Origin of the sequence: Rhodococcus sp. OK611, from assembly GCF_003050885.1 — a bacterium.
GTDB classification, from domain to species: Bacteria; Actinomycetota; Actinomycetes; order Mycobacteriales; family Mycobacteriaceae; genus Rhodococcus_G; species Rhodococcus_G oryzae.
The window spans coordinates 64,598-90,591 of record NZ_QAOZ01000003.1; the positions used below are offsets into that span (position 1 = coordinate 64,598).

At 69.2% G+C, this 25,994-nt stretch carries 24 protein-coding genes and 2 tRNA genes; 7 read left to right on the forward strand and 19 right to left on the reverse strand.

Going from position 1 to position 25,994, the window contains the following annotated elements:
* Together C8K38_RS04205 and pknB are read left to right on the forward strand one after the other, a co-directional pair.
* The gene (locus C8K38_RS04205; protein WP_097210728.1) at window positions 1–1,362 is read left to right on the forward strand and encodes a serine/threonine-protein kinase; all 1,362 of its coding nucleotides are present in this window, start codon (window positions 1–3) and stop codon (window positions 1,360–1,362) included.
* Entirely contained in the window at window positions 1,359–3,284 is a 1,926-nt protein-coding gene (gene pknB / locus C8K38_RS04210; protein WP_097210729.1) for a Stk1 family PASTA domain-containing Ser/Thr kinase, read from the forward strand. Before C8K38_RS04205 ends, pknB begins: the two co-directional genes overlap by 4 nt.
* A 92-nt stretch (window positions 3,285–3,376) precedes the next feature.
* Here the strand turns inward: pknB and C8K38_RS04215 are convergent, their stop codons facing one another.
* Window positions 3,377–3,934 carry a TetR/AcrR family transcriptional regulator gene (locus tag C8K38_RS04215; protein ID WP_097210730.1) on the reverse strand — a complete coding sequence of 186 codons (558 nt, stop codon included), beginning with the start codon at window positions 3,932–3,934 and terminating at the stop codon, window positions 3,377–3,379.
* Window positions 3,935–4,180: 246 nt separating this feature from the next.
* Between C8K38_RS04215 and C8K38_RS04220 the strand changes: the two genes are divergently transcribed.
* Together C8K38_RS04220 and C8K38_RS04225 are read left to right on the forward strand one after the other, a co-directional pair.
* On the forward strand, window positions 4,181–5,395 hold the full coding sequence (locus tag C8K38_RS04220; protein ID WP_097210731.1) for a cytochrome P450: 1,215 nt from the start codon (window positions 4,181–4,183) through the stop codon (window positions 5,393–5,395).
* 40 nt (window positions 5,396–5,435) lie between these two features.
* A complete protein-coding gene (locus C8K38_RS04225) occupies window positions 5,436–5,813 on the forward strand; it encodes a limonene-1,2-epoxide hydrolase family protein (RefSeq protein ID WP_097210905.1) in 378 nt (125 codons plus the stop codon).
* A 14-nt stretch (window positions 5,814–5,827) separates the two neighbouring features.
* On the opposite strand, the gene C8K38_RS04230 is transcribed toward C8K38_RS04225, so the two are convergent.
* On the reverse strand, window positions 5,828–6,487 hold the full coding sequence (locus C8K38_RS04230; protein ID WP_077043331.1) for an aminodeoxychorismate/anthranilate synthase component II: 660 nt from the start codon (window positions 6,485–6,487) through the stop codon (window positions 5,828–5,830).
* An 83-nt stretch (window positions 6,488–6,570) separates the two neighbouring features.
* Window positions 6,571–7,323 carry a DUF881 domain-containing protein gene (locus C8K38_RS04235; RefSeq protein WP_097210906.1) on the reverse strand — a complete coding sequence of 251 codons (753 nt, stop codon included), beginning with the start codon at window positions 7,321–7,323 and terminating at the stop codon, window positions 6,571–6,573.
* 223 nt (window positions 7,324–7,546) lie between these two features.
* Here C8K38_RS04235 and crgA point away from each other — a divergent pair, with 223 nt between their 5' ends.
* Both crgA and C8K38_RS04245 read left to right on the forward strand, forming a co-directional pair.
* A complete protein-coding gene (gene crgA, locus C8K38_RS04240) occupies window positions 7,547–7,810 on the forward strand; it encodes a cell division protein CrgA (protein WP_097210732.1) in 264 nt (87 codons plus the stop codon).
* Window positions 7,811–7,901: 91 nt separating this feature from the next.
* On the forward strand, window positions 7,902–8,381 hold the full coding sequence (locus C8K38_RS04245; protein ID WP_257017152.1) for a PH domain-containing protein: 480 nt from the start codon (window positions 7,902–7,904) through the stop codon (window positions 8,379–8,381).
* 12 nt (window positions 8,382–8,393) lie between these two features.
* On the opposite strand, the gene C8K38_RS04250 is transcribed toward C8K38_RS04245, so the two are convergent.
* Complete coding sequence (locus C8K38_RS04250; protein ID WP_097210734.1) at window positions 8,394–9,314, reverse strand: rhomboid family intramembrane serine protease; 921 nt, start codon at window positions 9,312–9,314, stop codon at window positions 8,394–8,396.
* Window positions 9,315–9,327: 13 nt separating this feature from the next.
* Window positions 9,328–9,888, reverse strand: a complete 561-nt coding sequence (locus C8K38_RS04255) for a peptidylprolyl isomerase (RefSeq protein WP_179800473.1) — start codon at window positions 9,886–9,888, stop codon at window positions 9,328–9,330.
* 16 nt (window positions 9,889–9,904) lie between these two features.
* Here C8K38_RS04255 and C8K38_RS04260 point away from each other — a divergent pair, with 16 nt between their 5' ends.
* Window positions 9,905–10,393 carry a hypothetical protein gene (locus C8K38_RS04260; RefSeq protein WP_143548392.1) on the forward strand — a complete coding sequence of 163 codons (489 nt, stop codon included), beginning with the start codon at window positions 9,905–9,907 and terminating at the stop codon, window positions 10,391–10,393.
* Here C8K38_RS04260 and C8K38_RS04265 read toward each other — a convergent pair.
* The 14 genes from C8K38_RS04265 to C8K38_RS04325 all read right to left on the reverse strand — a co-directional run bounded on the left by C8K38_RS04265 (window position 10,320) and on the right by C8K38_RS04325 (window position 25,979).
* Window positions 10,320–11,129, reverse strand: a complete 810-nt coding sequence (locus C8K38_RS04265; protein WP_143548393.1) for a CPBP family intramembrane glutamic endopeptidase — start codon at window positions 11,127–11,129, stop codon at window positions 10,320–10,322. The two genes, C8K38_RS04260 and C8K38_RS04265, sit on opposite strands and share 74 nt — an antisense overlap.
* Before the next feature lie 81 nt (window positions 11,130–11,210).
* A complete protein-coding gene (locus C8K38_RS04270; RefSeq protein WP_097210907.1) occupies window positions 11,211–12,497 on the reverse strand; it encodes a lipase family protein in 1,287 nt (428 codons plus the stop codon).
* A gap of 321 nt (window positions 12,498–12,818) precedes the next feature.
* Entirely contained in the window at window positions 12,819–13,475 is a 657-nt protein-coding gene (locus tag C8K38_RS04275; protein ID WP_097210738.1) for a hypothetical protein, read from the reverse strand.
* Between the two features lie 192 nt (window positions 13,476–13,667).
* Window positions 13,668–13,740: transfer RNA gene (locus tag C8K38_RS04280), tRNA-Ala, on the reverse strand.
* A 7-nt stretch (window positions 13,741–13,747) separates the two neighbouring features.
* Window positions 13,748–13,858, reverse strand: coding sequence for a DLW-39 family protein (locus tag C8K38_RS27345; protein ID WP_209927981.1), 111 nt, complete (start codon window positions 13,856–13,858; stop codon window positions 13,748–13,750).
* A gap of 27 nt (window positions 13,859–13,885) precedes the next feature.
* A tRNA-Ile gene (locus C8K38_RS04285) sits at window positions 13,886–13,959 on the reverse strand.
* A 112-nt stretch (window positions 13,960–14,071) separates the two neighbouring features.
* Window positions 14,072–15,466: a DUF3566 domain-containing protein gene (locus C8K38_RS27350; protein ID WP_097210739.1), complete on the reverse strand. Its 1,395-nt coding sequence runs from the start codon at window positions 15,464–15,466 to the stop codon at window positions 14,072–14,074.
* On the reverse strand, window positions 15,466–17,979 hold the full coding sequence (gene gyrA, locus C8K38_RS04295) for a DNA gyrase subunit A (RefSeq protein ID WP_097210740.1): 2,514 nt from the start codon (window positions 17,977–17,979) through the stop codon (window positions 15,466–15,468). The genes C8K38_RS27350 and gyrA overlap by 1 nt, the downstream gene beginning before the upstream one ends.
* A gap of 275 nt (window positions 17,980–18,254) precedes the next feature.
* The gene (locus C8K38_RS04300) at window positions 18,255–18,842 is read right to left on the reverse strand and encodes a GTP-binding protein (protein WP_097210741.1); all 588 of its coding nucleotides are present in this window, start codon (window positions 18,840–18,842) and stop codon (window positions 18,255–18,257) included.
* Window positions 18,823–19,197, reverse strand: coding sequence for a DUF742 domain-containing protein (locus C8K38_RS04305; RefSeq protein ID WP_077044017.1), 375 nt, complete (start codon window positions 19,195–19,197; stop codon window positions 18,823–18,825). The genes C8K38_RS04300 and C8K38_RS04305 overlap by 20 nt, the downstream gene beginning before the upstream one ends.
* Before the next feature lie 13 nt (window positions 19,198–19,210).
* Entirely contained in the window at window positions 19,211–19,621 is a 411-nt protein-coding gene (locus tag C8K38_RS04310) for a roadblock/LC7 domain-containing protein (RefSeq protein ID WP_077044018.1), read from the reverse strand.
* A 38-nt stretch (window positions 19,622–19,659) separates the two neighbouring features.
* The gene (locus C8K38_RS04315) at window positions 19,660–22,527 is read right to left on the reverse strand and encodes an ATP-binding protein (protein ID WP_097210742.1); all 2,868 of its coding nucleotides are present in this window, start codon (window positions 22,525–22,527) and stop codon (window positions 19,660–19,662) included.
* Window positions 22,528–22,840: 313 nt separating this feature from the next.
* Complete coding sequence (gene gyrB / locus C8K38_RS04320) at window positions 22,841–24,850, reverse strand: DNA topoisomerase (ATP-hydrolyzing) subunit B (RefSeq protein WP_097210743.1); 2,010 nt, start codon at window positions 24,848–24,850, stop codon at window positions 22,841–22,843.
* 175 nt (window positions 24,851–25,025) lie between these two features.
* Window positions 25,026–25,979 (reverse strand): alpha/beta fold hydrolase, encoded by a 954-nt coding sequence (locus C8K38_RS04325; RefSeq protein ID WP_097210744.1) that lies wholly within the window; start codon window positions 25,977–25,979, stop codon window positions 25,026–25,028.
* Window positions 25,980–25,994 lie beyond the last annotated feature (15 nt).

The following is a 25,994-nucleotide window of genomic DNA, read 5'->3' on the forward strand; positions in this document are numbered from 1 at the left end:
ATGAGTCTGAACAACGGCGCGGTGATCGCGAACCGATACCGGCTGCAGCGGCTGATCGCCACCGGCGGCATGGGCCAGGTCTGGGAGGGCGTCGACAACCGCCTGCACCGCCGGGTCGCGGTCAAGGTCCTCAAGTCGGAGTACTCGGCGGACCCCGAGTTCCTGGAGCGCTTCCGCACGGAGGCCCGCACCACCGCCCAGCTCAACCACCCCGGCATCGCGGGGATCTACGACTACGGCGAGACCCTCGACAGCGTCGGCCAGTCCACCGCGTACCTGGTGATGGAGTTGGTCAACGGAGAGCCGCTGAACGCGGTGCTGGGGCGTGTCGGCCGGCTGGCGCTGCCGCACGCGCTCGACATGCTCGAGCAGACCGGCCGCGCCCTTCAGGTGGCGCACGAGGCGGGCGTGGTGCACCGCGACGTCAAGCCCGGCAACATCCTGATCACCCCCGCCGGCCAGGTGAAGATCACCGACTTCGGCATCGCGAAGGCCGTCGAGGCCTCCCCGGTGACCCGGACCGGCATGGTGATGGGCACCGCCCAGTACATCGCGCCCGAACAGGCCCTCGGACAGGACGCCTCGCCTGCCAGCGACGTGTACTCGCTTGGCGTCGTCGGCTACGAGGCCCTCTCCGGCCGCCGGCCGTTCGTCGGCGACGGCGCGCTGACGGTGGCGATGAAGCACGTTCAGGAGGTGCCGAGCCCGCTGCCTGCGGATCTGCCGCCGAACGTGCGCGAGCTGATCGACATCACGATGGCCAAGGACCCGGCCGCGCGGTACGGCAGCGGCGGCGAATTCGCCGACGCGGTCGCGGTGGTCAGGTCCGGCGCGCGGCCGCCGCTGCCAGGGGCGGGCCTGCCGCCGCGGCCGATGACGGGGGCGGTGCCGCCCATCGTCGGGACCCAGATGTTGCCGACGTCCCAGCGCGAATATGCTGGCCCCGATTCCGGGTCGGTGCCGGCGGTGGCGACGGGCATGACCAAGGGACAGAAGATCCTCGCGTGGGGCGGCGGCGGCCTGCTGCTCGCGGCCCTGCTGATCTCCGTGTGGATTCTCCTGTCCGGCGGTGACGGAGCGCCGAGCAATCCGACGCCGCCGCCGGTGACGACGACGCGGCCCGTGGTCACCACCACCACCCGCCCGCCCGTGACCACCACGACGGAGCGGACGACCACGACCGAGGAACCGACGACCACCACGACGGAACCGACCACCACCACCACCGAGGAAACTACGACCACCACGGAGCCGACGACCACCACGACGGAACCGACCACGACCACCACGACAGCGCCCCGCACGACCACCGCCACGACCACGCCGGACGTCCTCGAACCGGCCCCGCAAGGACAGCCATGACCACACCCCGCAAGCTCTCCTCCCGCTACGAGCTGGGCGAGATCCTCGGCTTCGGTGGCATGTCCGAGGTGCACCTCGCCCGCGACATGCGCCTGAGCCGGGATGTAGCGATCAAGGTGCTGCGCGCCGATCTCGCCCGCGACCCCACGTTCTACCTCCGTTTCCGCCGTGAGGCGCAGAATGCGGCGGCACTGAACCATCCGGCCATCGTGGCCGTCTACGACACCGGCGAGGCCGAGACCGACGGCGGTCCGCTGCCGTACATCGTGATGGAGTACGTCGACGGCGACACGCTGCGCGACATCGTCCGCACCGAGGGCCCCATGCAGGCCCGGCGCGCGATGGAGGTCATCGCCGACGTGTGTGCGGCGCTCGATTTCAGCCATCGCAACGGGATCGTGCACCGCGACATCAAGCCGGCGAACATCATGATCAACCGCGCGGGCGCGGTGAAGGTGATGGATTTCGGCATCGCCCGCGCGATCTCCGATGCCTCCAGCCCGATGACGCAGACATCCGCGGTGATCGGCACGGCGCAGTACCTCTCGCCCGAGCAGGCGCGCGGCGAGCAGGTCGACGCCCGCTCGGACGTGTACTCGCTCGGCTGCGTGCTGTTCGAGATCCTCACCGGCGAGCCGCCGTTCAAGGGCGATTCCCCGGTGGCCGTCGCCTACCAGCATGTCCGGGAGGACCCGGCCCTGCCCTCGAGCGTGAATCCGAACGTGCCGCGCGAGCTCGACTCGGTGATCCTCAAGGCGATGAGCAAGAACCCGGCCAACCGGTACCAGAGCGCCGCCGACATGCGCTCCGATCTGGTGCGGGTGCTCGGCGGTCAGCGTCCGGGCGCACCGATGGTGATGAACGACGAGGACCGCACCACGATCCTCGGCGCGGTGGACGCACAGAACCGGTACGGCGCGGCCCCCGTCTCGCCCCCGCCGGTGGCGCAGGCGGCCGCGCCTGCGCCGGAGGACGGCCAGCCGCGTAGTCGTAAGGCGGTGCGCGCGGTGCTGCTGTCGCTGGCGGCCCTGGCCGTGATCGGCATCGTCGGCGCGTTCCTGTGGTCGCTCGGCCCCGGCTCGAAGGCCGCGCAGGTCACGGTCCCGAACGTCGCCAACCAGTCCGCGCAGGACGCCCAGAACGCACTGCAGGATCTCGGTTTCCGGGTACAGAGCCAGCCGAAGCCGAGCGATAACGTGGCCTCGGGCAACGTCATCGCCAGCATCCCCGTCGCGGGAACCAGGGCCGACGAAGGCACCACGGTGACTCTCGACGTGTCAACCGGTCCGCAGGAGGTGGAGGTCCCGACGCTGACCGGCATGACACAGGCGCAGGCGGCGCAGGCGCTGAACACGATCGGCCTGCAGTTGGACTCGACGGTGAGCACCGCCGCGTCGACGCAAGACCAGCTGGACAAGGTGGTCGCGCAGAAGCCGGAAGCCGGGTCGAATGTCGCGCTGGACGGCGCCGTGAAGATCACCCTCGGCAGCGGACCGGAACAGATCCGGATCCCGAACGTCGTCGGCCAGACCCTCGACGTCGCGCAACCGAACATCGAGGGCGCGGGCTTCAAGGTCCAGGTCGAGAACATCGACTCCGGCAAGCCCAAGGGCGAGGTCGTCTCCACCGACCCGACCGGCGGCAGCGCGGCGGCCAAGGGCGCCACCGTCAAGATCCGGGTGTCGAACGGCAACATGGTCACGATGCCCAACCTGAACAACCAGAGCGTGTCGCAGGCGCTGGACTCACTGCGGCGCGCGGGTTGGACCGGATCCTCGAGCCAGCTCGTCCAGCATCCGGAGGCCACCCTGGAGACCGATCAGGTCGGCAAGGTGGTCACGCAGGCGCAGCCGGCGGGCTCGGAGATCTCCAAGACCTCGACCATCTCGGTCGGGATCGGTCAGCTCGGCATTCCCCGGTAGCCGATAACCCGTTCCGTTGAGGGGCATCTTCGTGCGGTTCGACCGCGCGAGGGTGCCCCTCACGCGTAGGCGCGGCGTCCCGGACGCCACTGCTACCGAAAGGCCGGTTCGACGAACCGTTCGACGATCCGGCGTTCGGCCGCCGGGTCGCCTGCCGGCACGGTGAGCAACGAGATGACCACCCGCACGATCCACTGCGCGGCCTCCGCATCGGGCACGATGCCCGTCAACGCCGTGGCTACCCTGCCGAGTTCGGGAGACGACGCGAGGTAGTCGTCGCCGCGGCCGGTGCGGGAGTTCGTCAGCCACTGTGACAGCGCGGCATCCGCGCGCACGGCCGCGACGGAGATCAGGATCGCCTCGACGATCCGGCGGGAACCGCTCAGCGGTTCGACCTCGGCCGCGACCCGCAGGGCCACCGCCGCGGCGGCCGCGGAGACGACGCCCCCGACCAGAGCGGACTTGCCGCCGACGTAGCGGTAGAGCGTCGCGCGCGAACATCCGGCCCTGGCCGCGACATCCTCGACGCCGACCTGGTCGATCCCCCGCTCGAGGAACAGCTCGGCCGCTGCGGCATGGATCCGCTCAACCCCGATCGCGCGCCGGTTCCCGCCTGCCAGCCAGTCCTTGGCCGGATCCGATTCACGCACGGAACACCTCCTGGCGGCGTCTCACCGAAGTCTCACGGTGAGACGAAATTGTCTCTCAGTCTATAGCGGAGGCGGAGATGCAACGTCGTGAGCAGCGTGGGGCCGTCACCTTCTCCACGGCGTGAGATTTCCTGTTTGAGCAGGTCACGATGCCTGATCTCAACTTTTTCGAGCCCTTGACAGGCCACCGTCGGCAGGTGGACGGTGGTGGCGCTGAAACAGGTTCTACTAACGGTGGGAGATTCGATGACCGCGTTGCCACTCGAGGGGATCGACCTCTTCGATCCGGCGAATCTCGACGACCCGAACGGGCTGTACCGCACACTCCGAGAGAACTCACCCGTCCACCGGGTCCCGGGAACCGACTTCTATCTCGTCTCCACCTGGGTTCTGGTCACCGAGGCGGCGGCACGCGTCGACGACTTCTCCTCCAATCTGACCGGGGTCCTCGTTCAGCAGGCCGACGGGCCGCCGGTGACCTTCGACATGGACGGCGGCGGCCGGGCGGTGCACGTGCTCGCGACCGCCGACGACCCGACGCACGCCCACCACCGCAAGCTGGTGCTGCAGACGCTCGGCAAGAGGATCCGCGCGCTGGGCCCGACGGTCGATCTCCTGGTCGACCAGCTGTGGGCCGAGGGCGTGCGGGACGACCGGATCGACTACGCGACCGACATGGCCGACAAGCTGCCCCTCGCCCTCATCGCCCATCTCGTCGGCCTGCCCGAGAGCGACGTCCCGCAGCTCCTGACCTGGGCGTACGACAGCACGGAACTGCTCGGCGGAGTGGTCACCGCGGACCGGCTCGGGCAGCTCGTCACCTCGTCGGTCGAGCTCGCCGGCTACCTGCACACCCACTTCGTCCGGGCCAAGGACGATCCGAAGGACGACCTCATGGGTGTGCTGGCGCGCGCCTGCGCGACCGGTGACCTGACCGACGACGTCGCGGTGCTGATCCTCGTCCAGTTGGTCGGCGCGGGCGGCGAGTCGACGGCCGGGCTGATCGCCAGTTCGGCACGGCTGCTCGCCACCCACCCCGACGTCCAGCGCGCACTCCGCGACGATCCCTCCCTGATCGACCCCTTCCTCGACGAGGCGCTCCGGCTGAAATCCCCGTTCCGGGCGCACCACCGGCACGTCGTCGCGGACACCACGCTGGGCGGGGTCGCGCTACCCGCGGGCAGTCACGCCCTCCTGCTGTGGGGGTCGGCGAACCGCGATCCCGCCCGGTTCGAGCGTCCCGACGAGGTCGTCCTCGACCGCCCGGGCATCCGCTCCCATCTCGCCTTCGGCAAGGGTGCCCATTTCTGCATCGGGTCGGCGCTCGCGCGGATGGAGGCCCTCGCCGCCGTCACCCCGCTCCTCGAACGCAGCACCCGGATCTCCATCGCCGACGAGGCGAGCTGGGTGCCGAGCATCTTCGTGCGGCGCCACCTCCGGCTGCCGCTCCAGATCAGCTGACCGACAGCCCGACACGATCCCGACAGGACATCGAATGAACATCTCTCCGAGCGACCTCGTCACGGCCTTCTGCGCGGAATGGAAGGCGGGTGACGCGGCGTCGATCGCTGGATATTTCAGCGAAGACGCTGTCTACCACAACATTCCGATGGAACCACTGTTCGGACGCGCGGCCATCGCCGACTTCCTGGACGGCTTCATTTCGGCATTCGGAGGAATCGAGTTCACCATCCACCACCAGGCGTCGAACGGGACCGTCGTCCTCAACGAACGCACCGACCGGTTCACCCTCGGGGACAAGCACGTGGAATTGCCCGTGATGGGTGTCTTCGAGATCGAGGCGGGCGAAATCACTTCGTGGCGAGACTATTTCGACCTCGCCCCGATCACGGAGCTCATGTCCGGGCATGCCGACTGAGCTCGGCGCACGGCTCAGTTGTGGGTGAGCGCGGACCCCAGCGCCTGGGCGACCTCGGCCTCGAGCGTCGAGACGAGCGCCTCCGGCGGCCGCTGCCCGCACACCTCTAGCCAGTTCGCCAGCATCCGGTGGCCGCCCTGGGTGAGCACCGACTCCGGATGGAACTGGACGCCGTGGATCGGCAGCTCCCGGTGCCGCATCGCCATCACGATCCCGGTGTCGGTGTGCGCGGTGGCGATCAGCTCGTCCGGCATCGTCTCCGGCAGCACCGTCAGCGAGTGGTAGCGGGTGGCGGTGAACGGGTCGGGCAGCCCGGCCAGCACCCCGGTGCCGTCATGACTGACCTGGCTGGTCTTGCCGTGCAGCAGTTCCGGTGCCCGGTCGACGGTGGCGCCGAACGCTGCGCCGATGGACTGGTGGCCGAGGCACACCCCGAGCAGCGGGGTGCGGGCCGCCGCGCACGCCGCGACCAGGTCCATGCTCGCGCCCGCCCGCTGCGGCGTGCCCGGTCCCGGGCTCAGCAGCACCCCGTCGAACTGCGCCGCGACGGCGTCGCGGTCGGCCAGCTCCGGGTCGTCGTTGCGCCAGACAGTGGCCTTGGTGCCGAGCTGGCCGAGGTACTGCACCAGGTTGAACACGAAGCTGTCGTAGTTGTCGACGACCAGGATGCGCATTCCAGCAGGATATGCGGCTTCGTCGCCCGTGCGCGATCTGCACCCCACCTGGGGTACGGATCACGCACGAGCGGCGCGGCGGCCTAGTTCGCGAACTTGGTCCGCAGCTGACCGGTGTAGGCCGGCACGGTGAACGTCTCCGACGCCTCCTGGGTGTACCCAAGCCCGTAGCGGACCGCGTACTGCTTGAAGGTGCGCACGCCGGGCTCGGCGGCGAGCGCGGCCTCGATCCGGGCCGGGTCGCCGATCGCCGTCATCTGATACGGCGGGCTGTAGGTCCGCCCGTGCAGCAGCAGCGTGTTGCCGATACAACGCGGCGCCGAGGTGTTGACGATGCGCTGGTCCTGCATCCCGACCGCGACCGCCCCGCCAGCCCATAGCGCGTTCAGCACGCTCTGCACATCCTGCTGGTGCACGACGAGATCGTCGGGCGAGGCTCCGGCGGGGAACTTCCCGTCGGAGTCGCGGGGCGCGTCGGTGAGGGTCACCCGAACGCCGGGTCCGGTGACCGCAGCCAGGCCCGCCGCGGCCTCCAGCGCCCGGCTCTGCTCGAGGACGCCTGCGACATCGGAGTCGGAACCGGCCGCCTCGTCCTGGAGGGCGGCCAGCTGCGCGGCCAACCCGTCGCGCACCCCCGCCGCGTCATCCACGTCCGCCTGCGCGCTGCGCACGAGGTCGGAGAGCCTCGTGGTGTCTCCGCGCCGCAGCTCGTTGCCCTCCGAGACCGCGCGGGTGGTCGCCAACAGCAACCCGGTGACCACGCAGACCACCGGGACGCAGATCTTCCAGAAGAGTTGCCTGCGCGGCGCCGCGTGCGCCGCAGGCCGGTGGGACACGGTCGGATCGGGTGCGGTCGGATCGGGTGCGGTCGGATCGGGTTCGGTCACAGCCGCCCGCCTCCTCCCCTGTCCGCTCGCAGGTCCAGCCAGCAGACCCTGCCCGGGCACGTCTGTGCTCGGCTAGCGTGTACTCACCACCGGTAATCTCGAATCTACCTGGTGGGCGTCGACGCCGACGCCGACGCAATCGCACGATCCACACTGAACCAACGAGGACGTCATGCCCAAGTCGAAGGTCCGCAAGAAGACCGACTACACGATCAATCCCGCGAACCGCACGCCCGTGAAGGTCAAGGTCGGCCCATCCAGCACGCTCTACGTGTCGGTGATGCTCGGCTTCATGCTGGTCGGACTCGCGTGGCTGATCGTCTACTACCTGGCCGCGGACCAGATCACCTGGATGAACGACCTGGGGGCCTACAACTTCCTGATCGGCTTCGGATTCATGGTTGTCGGCCTCATCATGACGATGAGATGGCGCTGAGCTGGGGATATCCCCATTCTGACCGCGTCAATTACATCGTTGTCATTCATCCCCAATGTGGATAAACCCTGTGGATAACTGTGGAGAGCCTGTGCACAACCCCGAAAACCCTGTGCACAACCCCGAGCTCGCATGGTCCACACCCACCGGTGCGCTGATCGCGACCGGTGTCGGCGGGGTGGCCATGCTCCTCGCCGCCGCGGCGGTGGCGTCGGATCCGGCGGGACGGGTGCTGATCGGCCTCGGCGCGCTCGGGCTACTGGTGATCACCGCACTGGGGCTGCGCCAGCGGCCGCGGCTCGCCGTGCTCGACGGCGCGAGGGGGATCGCGGTGCAGCGGCTGACCGGACGCCACGAGTACCCGGCGTCGGAGCTGAGCCGGGTCCGGATCGTGCGCTATCCGCGGCTGGGCCGTCGGGTGCCGATGCTGGAGATCGACGTGCGCCCGCCCGGTGTCGACGACGACAAGCTGATGATCTTCGGTCGCTGGGACCTCGGTACCGATCCCACCGATGTCTTCGAGGCGCTCGCCGGCCGCGGGCTGGTGCCGCCGGAGCGGCCGCGCCCGTAGCCGGCGAGGCGACTACATCCCGAGTTCGGACCGCAGCTGCGCCATCCGCAGCGCGATGACGCCGACCGAGACGACGGTGACGGCGGCGAGGCCGCCCCAGCCGAGCGTGCGCGCCTTCTGGCGCTCCGCGGGGGTGCCGAGGCTGCCGGGGGCGAACATCAGCGCCGCGGTGGCGGCGGCGCCCGCGACGAGCCCGCCGAGGTGCCCCCACAGCGAGATCCCCGGGATCGTCACGCTGATGATCACGTTGAGGGCGATGATCGCCAGGACCGGGCCGGGGCTGCGCTTGAGCCGCAGCAGGATCACCGCCTGCGCGCCCATCAGTCCGAAGACCGCACCCGAGGCGCCCGCGGTGACGGCGTTCACCTGGAAGGCCATCACGGCTGCCGAGCCACCGAGGATCGAGACGAGGTACACCGCGACGTAGCGGGAGCGCCCGAGGATGATCTCGGTGTCGCGGCCGATCACCCAGAGCGCGAACATGTTGACCAGCAGGTGGACGGCACCGAAGTGCAGGAAGCCGCTGCCGACGACACGAACCAGGTCGCCGTCGGCGACCGCGGGCGGCCAGAGCGCCCAGCTGGTGAACAGCGGCGAGCCGAGGTGGTTGTTCGCCACGTTGCCGGACTGGAGCACCGTGATCGCGTAGATCAGGACGTTGAGCCCGATCAGGACGTAGGTGACGATCGGGGTCGGCAGGCCGGTCCGGAGCTGCGCACCGGCGACGGTGCGGGCCGAGCGGGTGGTCTTGGCGTCGGCGGCGATGCAGTCGACGCAGTGCTGGCCGACGGCGGCCGGTCGCAGGCACTCGACGCACGCGGGACGGCCGCAGCGGGTGCAGGAGAGCGCGGTGGGCCGGTCCGGGTGCCGGACGCACCGCGGTTGGGGCGGGGTGCCGTCACCGGCAACGCCACCCCAACCGGGGTTGGTCATCTCGCGGTACCGATCAGGAGATGGTGATGCTGTTGATGACGACCGCCTCCAGCGGGCGGTCCGTGCGGTCCACCGAGGTTCCGGAGATGGCGTCGACGACCTTCTTCGACTCCTCGTCCACGACCTCACCGAAGATGGTGTGCTTGCGGTTGAGGTGCGGGGTCTTGCCGGTGGTGATGAAGAACTGCGAGCCGTTGGTGCCCGGGCCTGCGTTCGCCATGGCCAGCAGGTAGGGCTTGTCGAACTGCAGCTCCGGGTGGAACTCGTCGCCGAACTGGTAGCCGGGGCCGCCACGGCCGGTGCCGGTCGGGTCGCCGCCCTGGATCATGAAGCCGTCGATGACGCGGTGGAAGACGGCGCCGTCGTAGAACGGTCCGGTCTTGCCGCCCGAGGCGTTCTCGGTGCTGTAGTTCTGGGTGCCGTCGGCGAGTCCGACGAAGTTCGCGACGGTCTTCGGCGCGTGGTTGCCGAACAGGGCGATCTTGATGTCGCCGCGGTTGGTGTGCAGCGTTGCGGTTGCGGTCTGATTCGGTGAGGTCACTCCACCATGGTGCCATTCCGCCGTACGGAACATGTGCGACAGTGGACAGATGACTCGCGCGACGAAGTCCACCCCGGTTTCTGTCCCCGCCCCGGCCGAGCAGGCGCCCACCCTCGAGGTGGTACCCCCCGCCCCCGAATCCACCACGCTCAGTAGCGCATTGAGGCTCGCGCAGCTCGCGGCGCTCGGGTTCGCCAGGGGAACGGGAGGTGTCGCGAAGGGCACCGGAGTGGTGGCCAAGGGCACCGGAGCGTTGAGCCTCTATCTCGGCCGTCAGGGCTACACCCTGGCCAGGAAGGCACTGTCGTCCCGGCCGAAGGCCGTCCCCGCCCTCGCGCTGGTGGACGAGCAGGCCGTGGCGGCCGTGGCCGCCGAGCAGGTCAAGGGTCGCGGCCGCAGGCGCGGCAGGCGTGCGCTGCTCGTCGTCGGTCTCGGTGCCGCCGTGGCGGCGGGCGCCGTGTACCTCAAGGAGCGTCGGCGCGAGGTGCCGCCTGTCGCCCCCGCTCCGCCGAGCCTGCAGGATTTCGAGAACTCCTGAGCGCCGCTGTCGCCGCGGCACAGCCCGCCGCGGCGACGGCCATCGACGACCACAGCATGGGCTCACGGCCGCCGGCGTCGCCGAACGCCAGCAGGCCGAGATTGACGGCCGCGTGGAACACGGTGGCGATCAACAGGCTGCCCTGACGCCCGTTGTCGAGGAGCACCGCGAGCAGGACGGACATCGCGATCGTCGCCGACAGGAAGGCCGCCGCATAGGCGGCGCCCGCCGCGAACACCTGCACGTGCCACACCCCCCAGACGGTCCCGACGAGCACGCCGGTGATCAGCATGGAGTGCCTCGTGCGCAGGTAGGGCTGCAGGAACCCCCGCCAGCCGAGTTCCTCCCCGTATGCCCCGACGCACTGCGCAAGGACCAGCAGGCCCAGCGGCGCCGCGCCGGCGCGGACGGCCGAGAAATCGGGGCCTGCGCCGAGGGACACGAGCACCGCCGCCGGCAGCGCCAGGATGATCACAACCGAGCCGCTCGCGGCCGCGAGGATGGCCGGGTCGGGCCGCCACAGGCTCACCGCGAGCGGCGGCCGCCATCTGCCCCGCCACACCAGCAGGACCGCCGCCACCGCGATCGCGGGTGCGAACTGCACCAGTTCGAGCAGGTCCGGGTCGGGGCCGGTCACTGCCTGGAGCGCCACGAGGACGCCGCCCGCGAGAAACGCCACCAGCACGTACACCGTCGTCGGCGCCCACCTGCGGGGCGGGGCTGCGTGGGTCGTCATGCCACGAGCATCGCGGCTCGCCGACGGCAGCACATCACCCCACGGTATCGGTGGCCCCTGCTACCGGAGGGCCAGGAGGCGTCAGGATGAACAGGTGCTCGGTGCCGGTCGATCGTGGAACCGGTCGACCATGTAGGTCAGTGCCTCGGGCAGTCCGAGGACAAGCGGCGCAGCGTGGTTGATCACGGAGCCAGGCAGGACGCTCGGGAGCGGGTTCTCGGTGAACTGCACCGTCGCGCCGCGACCGCACCAGGCCCCGGCCAGCTGTTCGGCCTGGCCGAAGGGCACCACGTCGTCGTGGTTGCCGGACTGGATCAGCACCGGCCCGGTCGGCGTCCTCGTGCCGATCCGCTGTCGCTCCAGCAGTTCCTTCGCCAACGGCAGCCGGTCGAGCACCACGGAGAGCGATTCGCCGCTGCGGGTGTACTCGTTGGTCTTCTGGAAGGCGAAGCGCGCACCGGTCTCGATGACGCAGTAGTTCCGCGTCTCCGCCAGCATCGCCTTGCCCTTCTCGTTGAGCTCCGCCTCGATGAGCGGCCGGGACTCGGGGTAGGCCTGGGCCAGACCGTTGATCGCGTAGCCGATCGCGCCGGTGAGGAAGGAACCGTCGATCTGCGCCAGGGTCGCGGCGAGGTCCGCGGGGGGCGCCCCGGCGTAGGTGCCCTTCACCTGCAGTTCCGGCGCGTAGTCGGCGGCGAGCTCGGACGCGGCCGCCGCGGCGCCGCCACCCTGCGAGTACCCCCAGAATCCGACCGGGCCTGCCGGGGTGATCGAGGTGCCGGGCAGGTTCTTGGCGGCACGGGCCGCGTCCAGCACCGCGTGCGCCTCGGCCGCGCGGTTGACGTAGGTGTGCATGCCCGGCGTGCCCAGGCCGTCGTAGTCGGTGACGACGACGGCGATCCCCTGCAGCAGCAGCCCGTTGATGCCGAGCACCTCGTACTCGGTCATCAGGCCGATCGGTGCCTGGTAGGTCAGGAGCTGGTTCAGCAGCTTGGAGGGGGCGCACTGGTCGCCCTGGCCGTGGGTGCCGACCGCGAGGCTGACCAGGGGCCGGGGTCCGGGGCCCTCCCACTGCCGCTGCGGCTCGAGGTAGGTGCCGGTGACCGCGTTGGCCGCGCCGTTCGCGTCGGTGCTGCGGTACATGATGCGCCGTCCGTCGGCGGGGAACGCTCCGTCTGTTCCCGGCACCCGGAGCGCGAGTTCGGACGGCTCGCTGCGGATCAGGTCGCCGGGTGCGCTCGCCGTCAGATCGGCAGGCGGCGTGTAGAAGTCCGCGGGCGCCGCGGCGGCGGCGGGCGCCGCGATCGCGGCCACGACCACCGACAGGGCGGCCGCCACGACCGCACCCCGCCACCCGATTGCGCGCACACTCTTGTCCACCGTCGACTCCGCCCCGTGTTCGTTGACTCCGAACACGAAGCCGTACGCACGGTAACACATACTTTTCGCGCGACGGTCGGGCCGATTCGGGCTCTCGGACATGCGACCGCGCGGCACCGAAACCAATTGCTGCACAGGTTTGTTCACAATTGCACAGGCACGGCACCGGTCGCCGAGTGTGCAGCTACCGTCCGCCCCTCTCGGCATTTACGCCGACACCTGCACACTCGGCGATGCACAGCGCACAGCCCGCGACCAGGAGCTGATCGCGGGCTGTGTGTTTGTCGTGTGTTGCTGTGCGGGCGCAAATCAGGGCGCCGCGGGTGCCGGCATCCCCGGCAGGGTCGGAAGCGGCCCGACGAAGTTGAAGAACGCCGCCCGCAACGGTTCCCCGCCGACCATGTCCAGCCCGATCACACCGCCGATGAGCGAGCCGATGAGCGATCCGGGGAAGCAGCCGGCGAGCACGCCCACCACGCAGCCGACGAGGAGCCCGATGATCCCGCCGACGGTCTGCCCGACGATCCCGCCCATCTGAGCCTTCTGGATCTCCCCCATCAGGCGCTGTTGGTCCGCGGGGTTGTCCCAGGCGACCGGTTGGACGGCCGAGGGAAGCAGTGTCGGCGTCAATGTCAGGCTCCGGCCGCCGTCACCGATCGCGGGCGCGATCGCGTGCGTCTCACCGTTCACCCGGTACGCGAGGGGAATCGTGCCGATGGACGATCCGTCGCCCCGGAGCACGCTGACCCCGGTCCCGTCGCCGGAGACCCGGAACACGCCCGCGTCGAGCAACGTGACGACCGAGTTCCCGCCCGGCGTGAGTCCCGTGGTGTATCCGACGCCCTGATCCCTGCCTTGCATCTGAGCACCGACCAGCGCGGCTGGGTCGGCGTGCGCGGTGACCGCCCCGGCGCCCATCGCGGCCGTCACGAACAGTGCAGTGGCGACAATCTTCCTGAGTTTCATGTCGGCTCCCGGGTTCGGTTGCGATTTCCCCCAGCCGAACAGTAGTCGAGCGCATGTGATCTCGAACACAATTCGATGAACTTGCCCCGGCATGCGATCCGCTCGTGACCTTCGCCCCTGTCAGCAAAAAACACCCCCCACCGGAGAGTGAGGGGTGTTGATGTGACGCTGTGTCCGATTGTGTTGCTGCTGTGGAGCCTAGGAGATTCGAACTCCTGACATCTGCCTTGCAAAGGCAGCGCTCTACCAACTGAGCTAAGGCCCCGTCCGCGCTAGCGGCTGGTGACCTCGTGCCATACATCCTGGCTGCGGCGCTGCGACCGCAGCTTCGTCAGCCCGAAGAGAACGGTCACAACGGCTGCCGCGAGAAGCAGTACCTTCATGCTCGAACCCTTCGTCGGCACGGGGAGTGGGCCTAGGAGGACTTGAACCTCCGACCTCTTCCTTATCAGGGAAGCGCTCTAACCGCCTGAGCTATAGGCCCTTAACCTCGGTCCGGGAGACGCATCGAACTTGTCTCCCTGAACCGAGGCATGAGATTACCCCACCGACCGGCCGCGACCAAAACCGGCCCGGCGGGGAACCGAAACCCGTGGTCAGTCGCGGTCGGCGAGGGTCACTTCGACCCCACCGACAAGGTCCGTGCAGAGGTTGTAGATGAACGATCCGATCGTCGCGAGGGCGGTGAAGAGCACCACGTTGATGGCACCGATCAGCGCGGCGTAGCCGAACACCTGTCCCGCGCTGACAAGGCCCTCGTCGCCCGTCTCCGAGACGATGTCGGTGAAGGCGTTGTTCAGGCGATCCCAGACACCCATGCCGTCGAGCACGACGTACAGGAATCCGACGGCGAACATCCACACGAAGAACAGCGCCACCGAGATCACCAGGGACACCTTGAGCGTCGACCAGGGGTCGACCTTGCGCACCTGGATGGTCGCGCGCAACGGGTCGCCCGCGACCGCATCGATCGGCACCGCAACGAGCGCGGGCTGCGCACCCGCCTTGGGGCCCGCGCCTGCTGCCGCCGCGGGGGCGTCGCCGGGCAGCGGATGCTTGACCGCGGACAGGTCCGGCAGGTCCTTCGCCAGATCGGAGCGGTCGATGTGCCGGGTGGGGCCGTCGATCACCGCCGACTTGGCCTTGGCGGCCTCCTTGCGGGCCGTCTTCGCCGCGTCGGCACCCGACGGAGCTCCCGCCGCGGGCTTACCGGCCGCAGGAGCACCGGGACTAGTGCCCTGGCCGCTCGGGGTCGAGACCGGACGCGTGGCGGGTGCGCCCGCCGGAGCACCCGGACGCGTCGCCGGACCACCCGCGGGCGTCGCGGGGCGCGCACCCGAACCGCTCGTGGGCGATGCCGGACGCGTACCCGGTGCACCCGCGGGGGCACCCGGACGCGTTGCGGCGCCGCCGGTGGGCGACGCCGGACGCGTACCCGGCGCGCCGGCCGGAGCACCCGGACGCGTGCCCGCGCCGTTGGCCTGGCCGCCGTTCTGCTGCGGACGCTGGCCGGGCGCCTGGGTCGGAGCCTGGGTCGGCCGGCCACCCTGCGGGGCGGCCGGTGCGGCGCCGCCCTGCGGCGGAGCACCTGCGGGCCGCGATCCCTGCGCGGGCGTCGCCGGTGTCGTGCCGGACGGCGGAGCCTGCGCCGGACGGGACGGTCCGGTCGGCTGCTGCCCCTGCGGCGCCTGCCCCTGCGGGCGCGGCGGTGTCTGGCCCGTGCCCTGTGCGGGCGGGGCCGGACGGTCCTGGCCGGGAGCCGTGGCGGGGGCCTGCTGCGCGGGGGCGGCAGGCTGTCCTGGTGCCGACGTCGCCGCCGCCGGAGCGTCGGTCTTGGCGGGCGCCTGCGCGTCGGGCTTGGCAGGCGCCGGGGTCGAGGGCGCCGGTGACGGAGTCCCGTTCGTCCCCTCCGGCTTACCTGCCTGCGGCTGAGCGCCCGGACCGGCAGGTGACCCCTGCCGGTCGCTGCCGGGCTGGTTGGGAGTGCTCACTAAGACTCCTTCGATCCGTCACTCGCGGCGGTGTCGGACTCATCGGGTTCATCGGCGTTGCGCGCGATCGCGAGCAGGGTGTCACCGTCCCCGAGATTCATCAACCGCACGCCCTTGGTCTGTCGGCCGGCCTTCCGCACCTGCTTGGCCGCGGTGCGGATCACTCCCCCGCCGGAGGTGATGGCGTAGAGCTCGTCGTCGTCGTCGACGATGAGCGCTCCGACCAGGGTGCCACGACGCTTGTCGTACTGAATCGTCAGCACGCCCTTGCCGCCGCGGCCCTGGACCGGGTAGTCCTCCATCGCGGTGCGCTTCGAGTACCCACCCGAGGTCGCGACCAGGAGGTAGGTGCCGTCACGCACGACGTTCAGCGAGAGCAGTTCGTCGTCGCCGTTGAAGCGCATGCCCTGCACGCCGGAGGTGGCGCGGCCCATCGGCCGCAGCGCCTCGTCGGTGGCGGAGAAGCGGATCGACTGACCCTGCGCCGACACCAGCAGCAGATCGTCCTCCGAGGAGGCGAGCACCGCGCCGACCAGCTCGTCCTCGCCGCGCAGGTTCACCGCGACGATGCCGCCGCTGCGGTTGGAATCGAAGTCGGTCAGCTTCGACTTCTTGACCAGGCCGTTGCGGGTGGCGAGCACCAGGTACGGGGCGTCCTCGTAGGTCTTGATCTGGATGATCTGGGCGATCCGCTCGTCCGGCTGGAAGGCCAGCAGGTTCGCGACGTGCTGGCCGCGTGCGGTGCGGCTGGCCTCGGGGAGCTCGTAGGCCTTCGCCCGGTACACCCGGCCCTTCGTGGTGAAGAACAGGATCCAGTCGTGGGTCGAGCTGACGAAGAAGTGCTTGACGATGTCGTCCTGCTTGAGCCCGGCGCCCTGGACGCCCTTGCCGCCGCGCTTCTGCGACCGGTAGAGATCGGTCTTGGTGCGCTTGGCGTACCCGGTCTCGGTGATGGTGACCACCACGTCCTCGCGGGCGATCAGGTCCTCGTCGTTGACGTCGCCGTCGGCCGCGATGATGCGGGTCCGCCGGTCGTCGCCGTACTTGTCGACGATCTCCTTGAGCTCGTCGCGCACGATCGCGCGCTGACGCTCCGGCTTGGCCAGGATGTCCTGGTAGTCCGCGATCTCGCGCTCGATCTCGGCGAGTTCGTCGATGATCTTCTGACGCTCCAGGGCCGCGAGGCGGCGCAGCTGCATCGCGAGGATGGCATCGGCCTGGATGTCGTCGACGGTGAGCAGCTCGATCAGCCCGGCCCTGGCGATGTCGACGGTCTGCGAAGCCCGGATGAGCGCGATGACCTCGTCGAGCGCATCGAGCGCCTTGACCAGGCCGCGCAGGATGTGGGCCCGCTCCTCGGCCTTGCGCAGCAGGTACTTGGTGCGCCGGACGATCACTTCGAGCTGGTGCGTGGTGTACAGACGGATCATCTGATCCAGCCGCAGGGTGCGCGGCACCCCGTCGACGATGGAGAGCATGTTGCAGCCGAAGCTGGTCTGCAGCTGGGTGTGCTTGTAGAGGTTGTTCAGCACCACCTTCGCCACCGCGTCACGCTTGACGGTGACGACGATCCGCATGCCGACGCGGTCCGAGGACTCGTCGTGGATGTCGGAGATGCCTGCGATCTTCGCGTCCCGCACCTGCTCGGCGATCGAGGTGATCAGGTTGTCCGGGTTCACCTGGTAGGGCAGCTCGGTGATCACGATCGTGGTGCGCCCCTTGGCGTCCTCCTCGATCTCCACCACGCCGCGCATCCGGACCGAGCCGCGGCCGGTGTGGTACGCGTCGCTGATGCCCTGGCCGCCGACGATCAGGCCCGCGGTCGGGAAGTCAGGTCCCTTGATCCGCTCCATCACCGCCGCCAGGGTGGCTTCCTCGTCGGCCTCGTAGTTCTCGAGCGCCCAGTAGATGGCCTCCGCGACCTCGCGCAGGTTGTGCGGCGGGATGTTGGTGGCCATGCCGACGGCGATGCCGCCGGAACCATTGATCAACAGGTTGGGGATACGGCTGGGGAGAACCGTCGGCTCTTGCGTCTTGCCGTCGTAGTTCGGCGCGAAATCGACGGTGTCGTGGTCGATTTCGCGGAGCATCTCCATCGCGAGCGGCGTGAGCCTGCACTCGGTGTAGCGCATCGCGGCCGCGCCGTCGTTGCCGCGGGAGCCGAAGTTGCCCTGGCCGTCGACGAGCGGGTAACGCAGCGACCACGGCTGGGCCATACGGACCAGGGTGTCGTAGATCGAGGTGTCGCCGTGCGGGTGGTAGTTACCCATCGTGTCGGCGACCGGTCGCGCGGATTTCACGTAGCCGCGGTCCGGGCGGTACCCGTTGTCGTACATCGCATAGAGCACGCGGCGGTGCACGGGCTTGAGGCCGTCGCGCACGTCCGGCAGAGCACGGCCCACGATCACGCTCATCGCGTAGTCGATGTAGCTGCTCTGCATCTCTTGCTGAATGTCGACGGGCTCGATGCGGTCGTGCCCCGTCCCCTCAGGCGGCAACGTGGTGTCGGTCATGAGCTCCTCTTCTACTCGGCTTCGCGTCTCCTCGCGGACTGGCCGCCTCGCAGGATGTCGCGCAACCACCCGAGTCTATAGGTGCAGGTCAGCTAGACCCGGCATCACTCGCGGATTGTCGGCAGTTACCACGGCGAACACACCGCGACGGCACTCGAGTCCGCAGGTCGATCGGCCGATCGCCGGGTCACCGAAGTCGGACCCGGCCCCCCGTCGAGGACGGGAGGCCGGGGTTGGCGCCGCGCATCGCGGCACCGAAACTGGCGTGAAGAGTGTTACCCGACCGGCTGACCGAGCCGACGCAGGGCGTACTCGGTGATCGCGACCAATCCGCCCTTGGCCGACTCCCGATCGCGGGCGTCGATGGACATGATCGGCACGTCGGCCGACACCGCGAGAGCCTGCCGGATGTCCTCGAGCGGGTAGCGCGGCGCATCGTCGAACTCGTTGACCGCCACCAGGAACGGCAGCTTGCGGGCCTCGAAGAAATCGACGGCGGCGAAGCTCTCGTCGAGCCTGCGGGTGTCGATCAGCACGATCGCGCCGATGGCGCCGCGGATCAGGTCGTCCCACATGAACCAGAATCGGTGCTGTCCCGGCGTCCCGAACAGGTACAGGACCAGGTCGTCGGCCAGGCTGATGCGGCCGAAGTCCATCGCGACGGTCGTGGTGGCCTTCTGCGGGACCCCGGTGAGGTTGTCGACGCCGTCGGAGGCGTTCGTCACCAGCGCCTCGGTCCGGAGCGGCACGATCTCGGAGACGGCCCCGACCAGGGTTGTCTTGCCCACGCCGAATCCGCCGGCGATCACGATCTTTGTCGAGGTGACCCGATTCTGCTGGGCGCTAGATTTGGCGAAGTCCACCGAGGACCCTTTCGATGAGTTCCCGACGCTCGCTGTCGCTCGCGTCTTCTTGCAGAGTGGCCAGGATTCGCAGGTGGCCGGCCTCGACGAGGTCCGCCACCAGCACTCGCGCGACCCCGATGGGGACGCCAACCCGGGCGGCGATCTCCGCGAGGGAGGGCGATTGCGCGCACAACACCACGATGGTCGCCTCGATGTCGCCCAGCTCCCAGTTCCGGTTCTCCGGATCGGGCAGAACCTGGATCAGCGCCTCCAGCGCCAGCTCCACCGCGGGTTTCGTGCGCCCTGATGTGAGGGAGTACGGCCGGACCAGGCTGGGCCCGGTCCCCGTCTCTGCGTTGTGCTGCTCGTCCATGGCCACCTCGGAATCAGGTCCCGATACCGGCTCGCGGCGTCGCCTGCACCGAGGCGCCGACGCGATCGACCAGGAGTGCCATCTCGTAACCGACCTGGCCGATGTCGCAACCCGACGAGGTCAGCGTGGCGAGGTGTGAGCCGTCACCGACGCTCATCAGCAGCAGGTACCCGTGCTGCATCTCGACGACGGACTGGAGGACGCCGCCGCCCTCGAACAGCCGGGAGACCCCGGCCGACAGGCTCGCCAGCCCCGACGTGACCGCCGCGAGCTGCTCGGCGCGGTCCAGCGGCAGGTGCGCACTGCCGGCCATGAGCAGGCCGTCCGCCGACACCAGCACCGCGTGCGAGACGCCCGGCACCTCACGCGCGAAGTTCGAAACCAACCAATCGAGCGAGTAGCCGCCCGCGGATCCCTGATCCATGTTGAGCGCGGATCCCTGATCCATGTTCATCTGTCTCCTTAGATGCTGTTGCGTTCGGCATGGCTGGCGGCACGACCGTCGCGGATGCCCTTTTGGTGGCGGCTGAGCTTCTCGCGGATGGCGTCCGGGTCGCGCAGCTTGGCAGTGATCTTGTCAGCCCCGTTGACTCCACCCGGAACCAACTGGTGTCCCGGCTGCCGCTGCGGGAGTCCGGACTCGGTGTGAGCCTCCACGCGAGGGGCGCTGGCGCGCTGTGCGGCGTTCCAGCCCTCGTCCGCGGCCGAGGTCCAGTTCTTGCTCCCCTCCCCCGGCGTCGGCGTCGCCAACCAGTCCGAGACGATGCCGGTCGAGACCATGCCACTGAAGATCGGCGTCGTCTCCTGCGGGTGCAGGATCGGGCGCAACGGCTCGACATTCGCGCGCGGCTGGAAGAACGACGCGGTCTTCTGCGAGTTGACGCGGTAGCGGTGCTGCGTGGTGCCCGCGGGCTCCATCCCCTCCGCCATCGTGGCCGGTGCGGCCGGCGCCGATTCGACGACCGGGGTGGGCGCGGCTGCCGGGGCCGGAGCGCTCACCTCCGGATTGAGCTGGGGCAGACCGGTCGTCGCGCCGGGGGTGCGCTGCGGCAGACCGCTCGCGCCGGGGGTGCGCTGCGGCAGACCGGCGGTCGGGGCCAGCGGGCTCGGCTGCGGCGACGGGCTCGGTGCGGATGTAGCGGATGTACTCGGTGCGGACGGGCTGCTCTGAGCCAGATCCTCCTGTGCGGCCGAGGCGCGCTGCGCCAGAACCCCCAGCATCGCCGGGGTACGCCGCGGCAGTCCGTTCGGCTCGGCCGGAGTGCGCTGGGGCAGACCGCTCGGCTCGGCCGGAGTGCGCTGCGGCAGCCCGCTCGGCTCGGCCGGAGTGCGCTGCGGCAGCCCGATCGGACCAGTGGTCAGCGGTCCCGGACCCACGGTGACGGTGACAGGGACGGCAGGTTCCGCAACGGCGGGCTGCTCCCCGGTGACGGGGTAACCGTCGGAATCGACCACGCTCTGTGGACCCGTCATCCCCATCGACATCGGCGAGACGAGTGCGCTGTGCGGGACGTGCACACTGACCGTCACGCCCTGATTGCGGGCGGTGTCGAAGGTCGGTCGCATCCGCACCGTCAGGCCGTGGTGGTCCGCGAGCCGGCTGGCCACGAACAGACCCATGTGGCGGGCCGTCTCGGGGCTCACCTCGCCACCCGAGGCGAGGCGGTCGTTGATGGCCGCCATCTCCGCCGCGGGGATGCCGATTCCGCGGTCGGTGATCTCGAGCAGGAGCCCGCCGTCGACGGCACGCGCGAAGTTGAAGGTCACCTTGCTGTCCGGCGGGGACGCCCGCAGCGAGTTGTCCAGCAGCTCGGCGAGCAGGTGCACGACGTCGATGGCGACGGTGCCGCTGATCGCGCCCTGCGGCGTGGCCTTCACCTCGACCCGCTGGTAGTCCTCGACCTCGGACATCGCGGCGCGCACGACGTCACCGACCTGAACCGGAGCGGAATGGCCGCGACGGGTCCTGGTGCCCGAGAGGATCAGCAGGTTCTCGCCGTTCCTGCGCATGCGGGCGGCGAGGTGATCGAGCCGGAACAGGCTCTCCAACCGCTTGGGGTCCTTCTCCTCGAACTCCAGGTTCTCGATCAGTCCGAGCTGCTGGTCGACGAGCGACTTGCTGCGTCGGGCGAGGGTCTCGAACATGTCGCCGATCTGCAGGCGCAGGTGTGCCTGCTCGCCGGCGAGCTTGAGCGCCTGACCGTGCATGTCGTCGACGGCACGCGCGAGCTGTCCGATCTCCTCGTTGGTGTGCACCGGAATCGGTTCGAATTCGGTCACCGCCGTGACGTCGCCGACCTTGATCTGCTCGATCGCCTTCGGAAGGTCCTCGTTCGCCACCTGGAGCGCCCCGCGCCGGAGTCGGCGGATCGGGCGGATCAACGATCGGGCAACCAACAGGCCGAGCGCGATCGTCGCGAGCAGCGTTGCGAGCACCACGGCGGCGTCGCGCATCGCCGCGGAACGGGTCTCGCTCGCCTTCGCGGCGACCTTGTTGGTGATCGAGCTCGTCGAGTTCTTGATCAGGTTGGTGTAGATCTGCTGGCTGGCGATCATCGAATCGCGCAGCTCGAACAGGGGCGGCTGACCGGAGGGCGCGGCGGACACCATGTCGGTGCGGTCCTTGACCGCCTGACGCAGCGTGGTCAGGGTCGGGTCGTCCTCTGGAAAGTACCGGGCCAGGACGTCGATGAGGGCCAACTCGGAACCGTTGGCCGAGATCAGCGCGGTATTGGGGGCCTTCGGGTTCTCGACGAGCGCGAGGATCGCCATCGTCTGTCCGAAGAGGCGGCGCTGCGCGGCCCAGGCGTCGACGAGCCGGTTCCCCTCTTTGAGGATCGTGTCGTCACCGATGGGGGAGATGACATCCGAGACGGTCTTGGCCGCGTCGTCCTGGATCGCGACAGTGCGGGCCGCGACCTCCTCGACGCCCATGTTCGCGATCTGCCCACGGAGCGCCTCGGTCTCGTCGATCAACCGTTCCACGTTGGCCACCACGGCGGGGTCCAGGTCGGGGTTCGCCGCCGTCTCGCGCATCGCGGCCATCATCTCGGTGACCTGTTCGGCGTCGGACGGGGATCCCGTGCGCGAAATGGCACCGCCGACGTACAGACCGAATGCGGTGTCCATGGCCAGCAGCGGCGCGACGATGGAGGTCTGGTCCGCCGCCTCGCTGAAGTGGGCGGCGGCGCTGAGCTCTTCCTGTACTCGGAGGGCACCGAGCACCATGGCGACGGTGACCGGGATCGCGACGACCGCGGTGACCTTCCAGCGCAGGCGCCATCCCTCGAGGTTCCACAGCCTGTTCGGCGGCGGCGTCTCAGTGTTCATGTTGCAAACTCACTTTCCTCCCAGGTCCGGCACGACGGCCTGCATTCGTGCCGTACGCCCGATCGCGGAAAGCGAGTTCGCCGGGGTACGAGTCGAGACAGACGCCTAGGCGGTACAGAAGTGTAGATGCCCAAGCGTTACACGTCGACATTTGAATGTTCCCAAGAAGTTATCGTTTCGTTATACAGGTAGTTGAAGCCGAGAAAATTGCGGCGTAACCGGCATCACTGACACCACTGGCACCACAACCAAATCAGCCGGGTCATGCGTTGTGACTCACATCACTATGCATGACCCGGCCGATGGGATGAAATCAGACGTCGAGGAAGCGGACATCCTTCGCATTTCGGGTGATGAAGCTGCGCCGGGCCTCGACGTCCTCGCCCATCAGGACGCTGAACAACTCGTCGGCGGCGGCTGCGTCGTCGAGCGTCACGAGACGGAGCACCCGGACGCTCGGGTCCATCGTGGTCTCCCACAGTTCCTTGGCGTTCATCTCGCCGAGGCCCTTGTAGCGCTGGATGCCGTCGTCCTTGTTGATCTTCTTGCCCGACTGCATGCCGGCCTCGAGCAGGCCGTCGCGCTCACGGTCGGAGTACGCGAATTCCGGCTCGGACCGCTGCCACTTCAGCTTGTACAGCGGCGGCTGCGCGAGGTAGACGTGGCCGTGCTCGATGAGCGGCCGCATGAAGCGGAACAGCAGCGTCATCAGCAGCGTCGAGATGTGCTGGCCGTCGACGTCGGCGTCGGCCATCAGCACGATCTTGTGGTACCGCAGCTTCGCGATGTCGAACTCGTCGTGGATGCCGGTGCCGAACGCCGTGATGATCGACTGGACCTCGTTGTTCTTGAGGACGCGGTCGATACGGGCCTTCTCGACGTTGATGATCTTGCCGCGCAGCGGGAGGATCGCCTGGTACATCGAGTCGCGGCCGGACTTGGCCGAGCCGCCTGCGGAGTCGCCCTCCACGATGTAGATCTCGGACTTGCTCGGGTCATTGGACCGGCAGTCGGCCAGCTTGCCGGGCAGACCGCCGAGGTCGGTCGCACTCTTGCGGCGAACCAGCTCGCGGGCCTTGCGGGCCGCCAACCGGGCCTGCGACGAGGAGACGGCCTTGTTCACGATCGTCTTGGCGTCCGCAGGGTTGGACTCGAGCCAGTGCGAGAGGTGCTCATTGCACGCCTTCTGCACGAACGACTTGACCTCGGTGTTGCCGAGCTTGGTCTTGGTCTGCCCCTCGAACTGCGGCTCGCTGACCTTCACCGAGATGATCGCCGCCAGACCCTCGCGGATGTCGTCGCCGGAGAGCGCCTGGTCCTTCTCCTTGACGAGCTTCTTCTCCTTGGCGTACTTGTTCACCGTCGCGGTCAGCGCGGCGCGGAAACCCTCTTCGTGAGTGCCGCCCTCATGGGTGTTGATGGTGTTGGCGAAGGTGTGCACGGACTCCGAATAGCCGGAGTTCCACTGCATCGCGACCTCGAGCTCGTGCCCTGTGCCCTTCGCGGTGAACCCGACCACCGAGTTGTGGATCGACTGCTTGGTGCGGTTGATGTGCCGCACGTAGTCCTCGAGACCGCCGGGGTAGTGGTAGGTGCGGGTACGCACCGACTGCACCTCGGGCGTCTTGGTCTCGCCCGTCTCGTACTCGACCTCGGCGGCGACCTCCTCGTCGGTGATCCGCTCGTCGGTGAGGGTGATGGTCAGGCCCTTGTTGAGGAAGGCCATCTCCTGGAGCCGTCGGGCGACGGTCTCCGCACTGTAGGTGGTGGTCTCGAAGATGTCCGGATCCGCCCAGAACCGGGTGGTGGTGCCGGTCCGCGAGGTGGCCTCACCCTGGACCAGCTCGCCTGGCACCGCCATCGAGTAGGTCTGCGACCACTCGTGACCGTCGCGCGCGATGGTGAGCTCGACCTTGGTCGACAGCGCGTTCACCACCGAGATACCGACGCCGTGCAGGCCGCCGGAGACCGCGTACGAGTCGGAGTCGAACTTGCCGCCGGCGTGCAGCTGGGTCATGACGACCTCGACGGTGGGGACACCGGAGGCGTGCATGGCGACCGGGATGCCACGGCCGTCGTCGACGACCTGGATGCCGCCGTCCGCCAGGAGCGTGACCCCGACGGAGGTGGCGTAGCCCGCCATCGCCTCGTCGACCGAGTTGTCGACGACCTCCCAGATCAGGTGGTGCAGGCCCCGCTCACCGGTGGAACCGATGTACATGCCTGGGCGCTTGCGCACCGCCTCGAGCCCCTCGAGAACGGTGATGGAGGAGGCGCCGTAGTCCTGGTTGGGAGTGCTCTTGTCTGATTTCTGGGCAGCCACGGGCGGGTTGCACTCCTTCTCGTCTCCAAGGCGGTCGCGGCCTGTCGAGCGTCGGCCGCGGGGTTCCCGGCCCATCTTACTGTCACGTGCGTGGTCGGGGCCGCCAATGACACCCCTGACGTCCCCGTGGGCGCATTTTCGACCTCTCCGGTAGGTCGGAAGCTGGGTGGCGCGATCAGGAGTTGGCGGCGGTACCGTCCTCGCTGTCCCGGTCGCTGACAGCGTCGATGAACTCCACGCTCAGCCGGGCGAGGTCGGCCGCGTGGGAGATCGGGGACCAGTGACCGGCCGGGATCTCGCGGCGCCGCAGGTCCGGCACCCACCGATCGATGTCCTCGTAGCCGACGGGACGCACCGCGCGGTCGCGCGTGCTCAGGATCAGCTGGACCGGAACGGCGGTGCGCCGCTCCGCCGGGTGTCGCAGCTTGGGCCGGATGTTGGCCCGGTACCGCTTGAGTCCGGTGATCATGTCCGAGCGCAGGGTCGGAGCGGGGTGCACGAGCGCCGGGTCCAGGCCATCGAAGAACCGCAGGAAGGCCGGCCAGATCCGCCACATGCCGAGACGGAACGGCAGCGGTCCGAGCCCCGGCGTCTGGAACAACACCGTGTAGGCCGAGGCGACGGCCTGGGTCAGGCGCTTGTAGACCCCTCGCGGGGTCGGGTTGGTGAACCCGGCACGCAGCCAGGTCCCCAGGTGGTCGAGGTTGGGCCCCGAGACGGAGGTGTACGACGCGATCCGGCGCTCGGCGCCCGGCTCGCACACCGCCTGCCAGCTCTCCACCGATCCCCAGTCATGGGCCAGCAGGTGCACGGGCCGATCGGGGCTGACGGCATCGAGCACCGCGAACAGGTCCTGTGCCAGGAATTCCAGCCGGTAGTCCGCGACCGCGGTCGGCACCGTGGACCGGCCCGAGCCGCGGGTGTCGTAGCTGACCACCCGGAACCGGTCCGTCAGCTGCGGCACCACGTGCTCCCAGAGTTGGTGGGTGTCCGGCCAGCCGTGCACCAGCACAAGCGTCGGTCCGGCCGGATTGCCCTGCTCGAATACCGCCAGCTCGACCGAACCGCTGCGGACGGTGCGGGCAACCGCCGGCCTGATCGAGTGAGAATCATTGGCACTGTTGGTCATTGGGTAGTCCTTACC

What these genes read in the sequence shown, in the direction of transcription:
- C8K38_RS27345 (WP_209927981.1), bottom strand. Translation starts at nt 13,858, where the DNA reads ATGAAGGTACTGCTTCTCGCGGCAGCCGTTGTGACCGTTCTCTTCGGG.
- pknB (WP_097210729.1), top strand. Translation starts at nt 1,359, where the DNA reads ATGACCACACCCCGCAAGCTCTCCTCCCGCTACGAGCTGGGCGAGATC.
- C8K38_RS04205 (WP_097210728.1), top strand. Translation starts at nt 1, where the DNA reads ATGAGTCTGAACAACGGCGCGGTGATCGCGAACCGATACCGGCTGCAG.
- C8K38_RS04315 (WP_097210742.1), bottom strand. Translation starts at nt 22,527, where the DNA reads ATGAACACTGAGACGCCGCCGCCGAACAGGCTGTGGAACCTCGAGGGA.
- C8K38_RS04255 (WP_179800473.1), bottom strand. Translation starts at nt 9,888, where the DNA reads ATGTTCCGTACGGCGGAATGGCACCATGGTGGAGTGACCTCACCGAAT.
- C8K38_RS04275 (WP_097210738.1), bottom strand. Translation starts at nt 13,475, where the DNA reads ATGAAACTCAGGAAGATTGTCGCCACTGCACTGTTCGTGACGGCCGCG.
- C8K38_RS04325 (WP_097210744.1), bottom strand. Translation starts at nt 25,979, where the DNA reads ATGACCAACAGTGCCAATGATTCTCACTCGATCAGGCCGGCGGTTGCC.
- C8K38_RS04250 (WP_097210734.1), bottom strand. Translation starts at nt 9,314, where the DNA reads ATGACCAACCCCGGTTGGGGTGGCGTTGCCGGTGACGGCACCCCGCCC.
- C8K38_RS04310 (WP_077044018.1), bottom strand. Translation starts at nt 19,621, where the DNA reads ATGGATCAGGGATCCGCGGGCGGCTACTCGCTCGATTGGTTGGTTTCG.
- C8K38_RS04260 (WP_143548392.1), top strand. Translation starts at nt 9,905, where the DNA reads ATGACTCGCGCGACGAAGTCCACCCCGGTTTCTGTCCCCGCCCCGGCC.
- gyrA (WP_097210740.1), bottom strand. Translation starts at nt 17,979, where the DNA reads ATGACCGACACCACGTTGCCGCCTGAGGGGACGGGGCACGACCGCATC.
- C8K38_RS04305 (WP_077044017.1), bottom strand. Translation starts at nt 19,197, where the DNA reads ATGGACGAGCAGCACAACGCAGAGACGGGGACCGGGCCCAGCCTGGTC.
- C8K38_RS04220 (WP_097210731.1), top strand. Translation starts at nt 4,181, where the DNA reads ATGACCGCGTTGCCACTCGAGGGGATCGACCTCTTCGATCCGGCGAAT.
- crgA (WP_097210732.1), top strand. Translation starts at nt 7,547, where the DNA reads ATGCCCAAGTCGAAGGTCCGCAAGAAGACCGACTACACGATCAATCCC.
- C8K38_RS04265 (WP_143548393.1), bottom strand. Translation starts at nt 11,129, where the DNA reads ATGACGACCCACGCAGCCCCGCCCCGCAGGTGGGCGCCGACGACGGTG.
- C8K38_RS04230 (WP_077043331.1), bottom strand. Translation starts at nt 6,487, where the DNA reads ATGCGCATCCTGGTCGTCGACAACTACGACAGCTTCGTGTTCAACCTG.